General features: G+C 72.3%; 7 protein-coding genes. 1 reads left to right on the plus strand and 6 read right to left on the minus strand.

Going from position 1 to position 8,648, the window contains the following annotated elements; genetic code table 11:
* Window positions 1-36: 36 nt before the first annotated feature.
* The 6 genes from AB0D01_RS01375 to AB0D01_RS01400 form a co-directional block, all read right to left on the minus strand.
* On the minus strand, window positions 37-2,166 hold the full coding sequence (locus AB0D01_RS01375; RefSeq protein WP_363052905.1) for a 3-hydroxyacyl-CoA dehydrogenase NAD-binding domain-containing protein: 2,130 nt from the start codon (window positions 2,164-2,166) through the stop codon (window positions 37-39).
* On the minus strand, window positions 2,163-3,389 hold the full coding sequence (locus tag AB0D01_RS01380) for an acetyl-CoA C-acyltransferase (protein ID WP_363052907.1): 1,227 nt from the start codon (window positions 3,387-3,389) through the stop codon (window positions 2,163-2,165). Before AB0D01_RS01380 ends, AB0D01_RS01375 begins: the two co-directional genes overlap by 4 nt.
* 128 nt (window positions 3,390-3,517) lie before the next feature.
* Window positions 3,518-4,282 (minus strand): ferritin-like domain-containing protein, encoded by a 765-nt coding sequence (locus AB0D01_RS01385; RefSeq protein WP_363052909.1) that lies wholly within the window; start codon window positions 4,280-4,282, stop codon window positions 3,518-3,520.
* A 114-nt stretch (window positions 4,283-4,396) separates the two neighbouring features.
* Window positions 4,397-5,674, minus strand: coding sequence for a ribonuclease D (locus AB0D01_RS01390; protein ID WP_363052911.1), 1,278 nt, complete (start codon window positions 5,672-5,674; stop codon window positions 4,397-4,399).
* Window positions 5,675-5,798: 124 nt separating this feature from the next.
* The gene (locus tag AB0D01_RS01395) at window positions 5,799-6,461 is read right to left on the minus strand and encodes a response regulator transcription factor (RefSeq protein ID WP_007267191.1); all 663 of its coding nucleotides are present in this window, start codon (window positions 6,459-6,461) and stop codon (window positions 5,799-5,801) included.
* Between the two features lie 299 nt (window positions 6,462-6,760).
* Window positions 6,761-7,417, minus strand: coding sequence for a DUF3000 domain-containing protein (locus AB0D01_RS01400; RefSeq protein ID WP_363052913.1), 657 nt, complete (start codon window positions 7,415-7,417; stop codon window positions 6,761-6,763).
* Between the two features lie 91 nt (window positions 7,418-7,508).
* Between AB0D01_RS01400 and hemE the strand changes: the two genes are divergently transcribed.
* On the plus strand, window positions 7,509-8,573 hold the full coding sequence (gene hemE, locus AB0D01_RS01405; protein ID WP_363052914.1) for a uroporphyrinogen decarboxylase: 1,065 nt from the start codon (window positions 7,509-7,511) through the stop codon (window positions 8,571-8,573).
* Window positions 8,574-8,648 lie beyond the last annotated feature (75 nt).

Below are 8,648 nucleotides of genomic sequence, written 5' to 3' on the forward strand. Positions count from 1 at the left end.
CCCTGGTGCGGACGGGCCCTTCCACTGTCGCGCGGACTAGGCGGGGACGCTCGCGGTGCCCGGGGCGAGGAACCGCTTGCCGTTCACCCGCTCCGAGACGCCCTCACGGTCCAGGTACGGCGTGATGCCGCCCAGGTGGAAGGGCCAGCCGGCGCCCGTGATGAGGCAGAGGTCGATGTCCTGGGCCTCGGCCACGACACCCTCCTCCAGCATCAGGCCGATCTCCTGCGCCACCGCGTCGAGGACGCGGTCGCGGACCTGCTCCTCGGTCAGGACGGAGTCGCCCTGCACCAGGAGGGCGGCGACCTCGGGGTCCAGCTCCGGCTTGCCGGAATCGTAGACGTAGAAGCCGCGCTTGCCGGCCTTGACCACGGCCGCCAGGTTCGGGGAGACCGTGAAGCGCTCCGGGAAGGACCGGTTCAGGGTCTCGGAGACGTGCAGACCGATCGCCGGACCGACGAGCTCCAGCAGCACCAGCGGGGACATCGGCAGGCCGAGCGGCTCGATGGCCTTCTCCGCCGTGGCCACCGGGGTGCCCTCGTCGATGACGTTCTGGATCTCGCCCATGAAGCGGGTCAGGATGCGGTTCACGACGAACGCCGGGGCGTCCTTGGTGAGGACCGCGGTCTTCTTCAGCTTCTTGGCGACACCGAAGGCCGTGGCCAGCGAGGCGTCGTCGGTCAGCTCACCGCGGACGATCTCCAGCAGCGGGAGGATCGCGACCGGGTTGAAGAAGTGGAAGCCGACCACGCGCTCGGGGTGCTTGAGCTTCGAGGCCATCTCCGACACCGACAGCGAGGAGGTGTTGGTGGCGAGGATCGCGTGCGCCGGGGCGACCGCCTCGACCTCCGCGAACACCTTCTGCTTGACGGACATCTCCTCGAACACGGCCTCGATGATGAAGTCCGCGTCCGCGAAGCCCTCGGCCTTGTCCAGGACGCCGGTCACCAGGGCGGTCAGGCGGTTGGCCTTGTCCTGGTTGATGCGGCCCTTGCCGAGCAGCTTCTGGATCTCGGCGTGGACGTAGCCCACGCCCTTGTCCACGCGCTCCTGGTCGATGTCGGTGAGGACCACCGGCACCTCCAGGCGGCGCAGGAACAGCAGCGCCAGCTGCGAGGCCATCAGGCCCGCGCCGACGACGCCGACCTTGGTGACCGGACGGGCCAGCGACTTGTCCGGGGCACCGGCGGGGCGCTTGCCGCGCTTCTGCACCAGGTTGAAGGCGTAGATGCCCGAGCGCAGCTCGCCGCCCATGATCAGGTCCGCGAGGGCCTGGTCCTCGGCGTCGAAGCCGGCCTGGAGGTCGCCGTCCTTGGCCGCGGCGATGATGTCCAGCGCGCGGTAGGCGGCCGGAGCGGCGCCGTGCACCTTGGAGTCCGCGACGAAGCGGCCCTTGGCGACGGCCGCGTCCCAGGCCTCGCCGCGGTCGACGTCGGCGCGGACGACCTCGGTGGTGCCGTTCAGGACGTTCGCCGTCCAGATCAGCGACTGCTCCAGGAAGTCGGCGCCCTCGAAGATCGCGTCGGCGATGCCGAGCTCGAAGACCTGCTTGCCCTTGAGCTGCCGGTTCTGGTTGAGCGAGTTCTCGATGATGACCGAGACCGCGCGCTCCGCGCCGATCAGGTTCGGCAGGATGGCGCAGCCGCCCCAGCCCGGAACCAGGCCGAGGAAGACCTCGGGCAGCGAGAAGGCCGGGATGGCCTTGGAGACGGTGCGGTACGAGCAGTGCAGACCGACCTCGACGCCGCCGCCCATGGCCGCGCCGTTGTAGTACGCGAAGGTCGGGACGGCCAGCGCCGAGAGGCGCTTGAAGACGTCGTGGCCGCCCTTGCCGATGGCCAGCGCCTCGTCGTGCGCCTTCAGCAGCTCGACGCCCTTGAGGTCGGCGCCGACCGCGAAGATGAACGGCTTGCCGGTGATGCCCGCGCCGACGATGGAGCCCGCGAGGGCCTCCTGCTCGACCTGGTCGATCGCCGCGTTGAGGTTGGCGAGGGACTGCGGGCCGAAGGTGGTCGGCTTGGTGTGGTCGAAACCGTTGTCCAGCGTGACGAGCGCGAAGCGCCCGGCGCCGAACGGCAGGTCCAGGTGACGGACGTGCGCGGAGGTGACGACCTCGTCCGGGAACAGCTCGGCCGCACCCTTCAGGAGCTCGGCGGTGGTGCTCACTTGGCGTCTCCCTCGGCGGTGAAGTTCGGGTTCTCCCAGATGACGGTCGCGCCCATGCCGAAGCCGACGCACATGGTGGTCAGGCCGTAGCGGACGTGCGGCTGCTCCTCGAACTGGCGGGCCAGCTGCGTCATCAGGCGGACGCCGGAGGAGGCCAGCGGGTGACCGAAGGCGATCGCGCCGCCGTACTGGTTCACGCGGGCGTCGTCGTCGGCGATGCCGTAGTGCTCCAGGAAGGCCAGCACCTGGACGGCGAAGGCCTCGTTGATCTCGAACAGGCCGATGTCCTCGATGGACAGGCCCGCCTGGGCGAGGGCCTTCTCGGTGGCCGGGATCGGGCCGTAGCCCATGACCTCCGGCTCGACGCCCGCGAAGGCGTACGAGACCAGGCGCATCTTGACCGGGAGGTTGTTCTCGCGGGCGAAGTCCTCGGACGCGATGATCGCGGCCGTGGCACCGTCGTTGAGACCGGCGGCGTTGCCCGCGGTGACCCGACCGTGCGTACGGAAGGGGGTCTTCAGGCCGGCCAGGTTCTCCAGGGTGGTGCCCGGACGCATCGGCTCGTCGGTGGTGACCAGGCCCCAGCCCGTCTCGCCGACCTCCGCGTTGGTGTTGCGCACCGAGATCGGGACCAGGTCCTGCTGGATCTTGCCGTCGGCGTACGCCTTGGCGGCCTTCTCCTGCGAGCGCACGGCGTACTCGTCGGCGCGGAGCTTGGTGATCGTCGGGTACCGGTCGTGCAGGTTCTCGGCGGTCATGCCCATGAACAGGGCGGACTCGTCGACCAGCTTCTCGGAGACGAAGCGCGGGTTCGGGTCGACGCCCTCGCCCATGGGGTGGCGGCCCATGTGCTCGACACCGCCGGCGAGGGCGACGTCGTAGGCACCGAAGGCCACACCGCCCGCGACGGCGGTGACGGCGGTCAGCGCGCCGGCGCACATGCGGTCGATGGAGTAGCCCGGGACGGACTGCGGGAGGCCCGCGAGGATGCCGGCCGTGCGGCCCAGCGTCAGGCCCTGGTCGCCGATCTGCGTGGTCGCGGCGATGGCGACCTCGTCGATCTTCTTGGGGTCCAGGTCCGGGTTGCGGCGCAGCAGCTCCCGGATCGCCTTCACGACGAGGTCGTCGGCGCGGGTCTCGTGGTAGATGCCCTTCGGGCCCGCCTTGCCGAACGGGGTGCGGACGCCGTCGACGAAGACGACGTCCCTGACGGTACGAGGCACGTTGGCTCTCCTCCAGGTGCGGGTGTGCACTGCCGCGCGGGGGCGTCCATCGCTGAGCGCCCGCTCACCCCGCCATGCTACTTGCGAGTAACTGGTGTGGACACCCCCTCGCCGAGGAGCGGCGAACGTCACACTCCGCCTTCCGCCCGCGCCGTGGTCGCCGAGGGTCGCCCCACCCCCGCCCCGGCGCTCCCGTCGCACATCGCCGAGGCCATCGCGGCCGAGTCGCGCACCACGCCCGCGACGAAGGAGCGCCGGTCGGTGCCGAGGGCGCGCAGGGCCGGCCCGTGGTCGGCGGCCACCACGACGGCCCCGCCCGCGACCATGGCCCGCCAGCCCGCGACCACCGCGCGGCGGGCCGGCCGGGGGAGCGGGGCCAGGCCCTCGTGCAGCCGCCGGCAGTGGAAGGGGACGTGGCGTTCCTCGTCCGCCACCAGCCGGGAGGCGACCTCGGCGGTGAGCGGATCGCCGACCCCGTCGCGCAGGGCCCGGTAGTACCCGAGGGCCACCGACTCGGCGACCATCAGCACCATCAACTCCAGCCGCAGCCCCATCAGTCGCCGGGCCCTCACGAAGACCGCGTCGCTCCAGTGGCCCGTCAGGGTCGGCGCCCCGGCGGCCTCGAGGAGCAGGGCCAGCAGGCGGGCGTGGTTCTGTTCCTCGGCGATGAACAGGCGGATCGCCGCGGAGTACGAGGCGTCCCCGGCGCCGTCGGCCTTGGCGCGCAGCGCGGAGCCGTCGCCGTCCTCGCCGACCTGGAACGTCTGGAGGCTGCGGACCAGCTCCGGGGGCAGGTGGGCGCCGACGCTCCAGTCGGGGTCCCCGAGGCCGGCCCGCCGCTCCCGCTCGGCCTCGAAGTCGCGGACCCATGACGCGTACAGATTTTTGATCATGTTCAAGAACATAGATCTTCTTGAGCGTGTTCAAAAGGGTGTGGATGTCATGACCGCGTAACAGAAGAGCCCCCGGCGGGAAGCCGGGGGCTCTTCTGTTACGCGGGGGTCCGCTCAGGCGGTCGCGCCGAGGGCGGTGACCAGGGCGGCGGTGACCTGCTCGATCTGCCAGGGGCGGGCGCCGTACCCGGCGAGGGCCGCCGCCACCGTCTCGGGCGTCGGTCGCTGCGGGGGCTCCCAGCACAGCCGGCGCACGGTGTCCGGGGTGATCAGGTTCTCCTGCGGCAGGTTCAGCCGCTCCGCCAGCGTGGTGACGGCCGTGCGGGCCGCCGACAGGCGCGCCGCGGCGGCCGGGTCCTTGTCCGCCCAGGAGCGCGGCGGCGGCGGACCGGCCGGGGTGGCACCCGGCTGGGGCAGCTCGTTCTCGGGCAGCTCCTTGGCCCGGTCCACGGCGGCCATCCACTGGTCCAGCTGGCGGCGCCCCATCCGCTGCCCGTACCCGGGCAGGGCCGACAGCGCGTGCACGTTCGCGGGCAGGGCCAGGGCCGCCTCGACGATCGCGGCGTCCCCCAGCACCTTCCCGGGGGACACGTCACGGCGCTGCGCGATCCGGTCGCGGGACTCCCACAGCTCCCGTACGACCGCCATCTGCCGGCGGCGGCGGACCTTGTGCATGCCGGACGTGCGCCGCCACGGGTCCTTGCGGGGCGGGGCGGGCGGCGCGGCGGCGATGGCGTCGAACTCCTGACGGGCCCACTCCAGCTTGCCCTGGCGGTCGAGCTCCTTCTCCAGGGCGTCGCGCAGGTCCACGAGCAGCTCCACGTCCAGGGCCGCGTAGCGCAGCCACGGCTCGGGCAGCGGGCGGGTGGACCAGTCGACCGCGGAGTGGCCCTTCTCCAGGACGTAGCCGAGGACGCTCTCGACCATCGCGCCGAGTCCGACCCGGGGGAAGCCGGCCAGTCGGCCCGCGAGCTCGGTGTCGAACAGCGTGGTCGGGGCCATGCCTATTTCGCGCAGGCACGGCAGGTCCTGGGTGGCGGCGTGCAGGATCCACTCGGTGTCGGAGAGGGCCTCGCCGAGCGCCGACAGGTCCGGGCAGCCGACCGGGTCGATCAACGCCGACCCGGCGCCCTCGCGGCGCAGCTGCACCAGGTAGGCGCGCTGGCCGTAGCGGTATCCGGAGGCGCGTTCGGCGTCGACGGCCACGGGGCCGGTGCCCGCGGCGAAGGCCGCGACCACCCGGGCGAGGGACTCGGGGTCGGCCACGACCGGAGGGATCCCCTCACGGGGTTCCAGCAGGGGAATGGGCCCATCGGACGAAACCTCTTCGTCCGGGGGGCCGCCCCCGGTGGTGGTGCGCAGGTGTGCTGCGGTCTCTTGGGCGTCGGTCACCGGTCAAGGGTATCGGTGGATGTGACGCGCCCGTCGCCGGAACGTTCCGTCGACGGGCGCGAGGGGGGAGAGGGGGCGTTTCCGGGGGTTCCCCGGGGGTTCGCCCGGGGTATTCCGGACGGGCTCAGTGGATGATCCCCGTCCGCAGGGCGACCGCGACCATTCCGGCCCGGTCGCCGGTGCCCAGCTTGCGGGCGATCCGGGCGAGGTGGGACTTGACGGTGAGGGCGGACAGGCCCATCGAGACGCCGATGGCCTTGTTGGACTGGCCCTCCGCGACGAGGCGCAGGACCTCGACCTCGCGGCCGGAGAGCTCGCGGTAGCCCCCCGGGTGGCTCGGGGCACCCGGGGGGCGGCGGTGCATGCGGGCGGCCGCGGCGCCGATGGGGGCGGCGCCGGGCCGGGTGGGGAGCCCGATGTTGGTCCGCGTACCGGTGACGACGTAGCCCTTCACACCGCCGGCGAGGGCGTTGCGCACGGCACCGATGTCGTCGGCGGCGGACAGGGCCAGGCCGTTCGGCCAGCCGGCGGCGCGGGTCTCGGAGAGCAGGGTGAGACCGGAACCGTCGGGCAGGTGTACGTCGGCCACGCAGATGTCGCGCGGGCTGCCGACGCGGGGGCGGGCCTCCGCGATGGACGACGCCTCGATCACGTCACGGACTCCGAGGGCCCACAGATGGCGGGTCACGGTGGAACGGACGCGCGGGTCGGCCACGACGACCATGGCCGTCGGCTTGTTCGGGCGGTAGGCGACCAGGCTTGCGGGCTGCTCGAGAAGAACGGACACCTAGGCCTCCTGGGGGAGTGGCGGGACGGGCCGGCTCGGGGAAGGAAGCCGGTGCGAACCGTGCGGATGGTCACTGACTCCTTCGGCACGTCACCCGCCCGGCTTTAGGGAATGATCACGATTTGGTGAGTAACAATTCGGGCAATTCGGACGCACGATCGATCACGGTACGGTCAGAAGCCCGCAGCGCGCGCACGGTTTTGACAGCCCGTCAACGCCGCGACCGGCCGTCGCCCCCCTCGCGCGCGCCCCCGGACGGCCGCCGGGCCGCGTCCGATCGGCCCCGCGCGCCCCGTCGCCTACGGGTGGTGCGGACCCCGACGCTGTGGCAGGGACACCACGCCCGTCGCCGTGTCCGTCGGCCCCACCGGGGGCAGCCCCGCGACCTGGCACAGCAGCTCGCACCACGCCGACAGGTGCGCGGGCGTGTCCGGCACCCCGCCCATCCCCTCGCGGGGCGTCCACGAGGCCCTGATCTCGATCTGGGTGGCCGGACGCCGCTCCCCGAGCCCGCCGAAGTAGTGCGAGCTCGCCATGGTGACGGTGCCGCTCGCCTCCCCGTACGTCAGCCCGCGCGCGTCCAGCGCCCCGGTCAGCCAGGACCAGCAGACCTCCGGCAGGAGTGGATCGGAGGCCATCTCCGGCTCCAGTTCCGCCCTGACGAGCGTCACCAGCCGGAAGGTGCCCCGCCACGCCTCGTGCCCGTCGGGATCGTGCAGCAGGATCAGGCGCCCGTCGGCCAGATCGTCCTCACCGTCGACGACCGCCGCCTCCAGCGCGTACGCGTACGGCGCCAGGCGCTGCGGCGGCTTCGTCGGGTCGATCTCGATCCCGGGCCGCAGTCTCGCCTTCCTCAAGCCCTCGACCGCCCGTCGGAACGGGAGCGGGACGGAGGTCTCCTTCGCGCTGTCCGTACCGTCGGCACCATCTGAAAATCGTCCCTGAGCCGCAGCCATGCCGGGAAGACTAGGCGGAACGAGCGGCCGTACGGCGCAGGGACACCCGGGCCGGGCCGGGCACTTCTTCATACGTGCGAAGATTTGGGTCGTGAGCGCCAACGAACCCCTCAAGGGCCAGCCGAGTCAGACGTACGATTCCGCCTTCCTGAAGGCGTGCCGGCGGGAGCCGGTGCCGCACACCCCGGTGTGGTTCATGAGGCAGGCCGGCCGCTCACTCCCCGAGTACCGCAAGGTGCGCGAGGGCACGGCCATGCTGGAGTCCTGCATGCGCCCCGACCTGGTCACCGAGATCACCCTCCAGCCCGTGCGGCGCCACAACGTCGACGCGGCGATCTTCTTCTCGGACATCGTCGTCCCGCTGAAGGCCATCGGCGTCGACCTCGACATCAAGCCGGGCATCGGCCCCGTCGTGGCCCAGCCGATCCGCCGCCGCGAGGACCTCGCACAGCTGCGCGACCTCACCCCGGAGGACGTCTCCTACGTCACCGAGGCGATCGGCATGCTCACGGGTGAACTGGGCGGCACCCCGTTGATCGGCTTCGCCGGAGCGCCTTTCACCCTCGCGAGCTACCTCGTCGAGGGCGGTCCCTCGAAGAACCACGAACACACCAAGGCCCTCATGTACGGGGACCCCGGACTGTGGGCCGAGCTGCTCGACCGGCTCGCCGAGATCACCTCCGCCTTCCTGAAGGTCCAGATCGAGGCCGGCGCCTCCGCGGTGCAGCTCTTCGACTCCTGGGTCGGCGCGCTCGCCCCGGCCGACTACCGCCGCTCCGTGATGCCCGCGTCGGCGAAGGTCCTGGAGTCCGTCGCCTCGTACGGCGTCCCGCGCATCCACTTCGGCGTGGGCACGGGCGAGCTCCTCGGCCTCATGGGCGAGGCCGGCGCGGACGTCATGGGCGTCGACTACCGGGTCTCCCTCGACGAGGCCGTCCGCCGCGTCGGCCCCGGCAAGGCGCTCCAGGGCAACCTGGACCCCGCCGTCCTCTTCTCCACCCCCGAGGCCGTCCAGGCCAAGACCGACGAGGTCCTGGCCGCCGCCGCGGGTCTGGAGGGCCACGTGTTCAACCTCGGCCACGGCGTCCTGCCGACCACCGACCCGGACGCCCTGACCCGTCTCGTGGACTACGTCCACACCCGGACGGCCGTCTGATCCACCCGCCGGACGCCGGCGCCGCCGCGCGCGGCGGGGCGGCGGGGGGCCGCCGGGCCGGCCCCGGGGGGGGCC

It is taken from the genome of Streptomyces sp. NPDC048606, assembly GCF_040650855.1.
In the GTDB taxonomy this organism is placed as follows: domain Bacteria; phylum Actinomycetota; class Actinomycetes; order Streptomycetales; family Streptomycetaceae; genus Streptomyces.